Origin of the sequence: Rhizobium sp. 18055 (assembly GCF_902706285.1) — a bacterium.
In the GTDB taxonomy this organism is placed as follows: Bacteria; Pseudomonadota; Alphaproteobacteria; order Rhizobiales; family Rhizobiaceae; genus Rhizobium.
Window position 1 is genome coordinate 1 of sequence record NZ_CACSKD010000160.1, and the last position, 519, is coordinate 519.

General features: G+C 61.1%; 1 protein-coding gene. It reads right to left on the reverse strand.

Annotation, left to right across the window (positions count from 1 at the left end):
- Positions 1 to 519, reverse strand: a 519-nt coding sequence (locus tag GVL52_RS28505) for a hypothetical protein (protein ID WP_200847964.1), incomplete at both ends; no start/stop codon positions are given.

Here is a 519-nt window from a genome sequence, read left to right on the forward strand (position 1 = left end):
GCGCGTTGGAAGCGCCCTCCACCTCCGGCAGCGGCCGGTCTTTCAGCTGGATGTTCTGCGATTTCGACGCCTTGGCCCTCTCCTTCTGCTCAGCCAGGATGACCCCCCGATCAACAAGCCCGCCATGGCTGTCTTGCCATAGGTGGTCCAGCGTGGAGGCCTTGTCGTTTTTCCTGGACCAGCTTTTGGCCAGGGAAGCCAATACCTCGTCATCGCCGAACTCAGCCTCCCGTCGCCATTCGTCTGCAGCCACCCTACGCATCGACCGCTCGTGATGCTCTTGCCTGCTGGCATAGATTGACGAAGCTTCGCGATGGCGCGAGAGCGCGACGCCAGCAGCGTCGCGGGCCAGATTCCACCCGTCCTTGATGAAGGTATGGCCAACCGTCAGGCCCTGACTGGAATAGACCGTCGTGGCATACCCCAGCTGGATGGCAAGGTCGCCATCCTCTGTGCGCCAGGACGAACTATTGAGGTCAACGTTGACCTGATTCCCATTGGCTAGACGCACCGTCATGG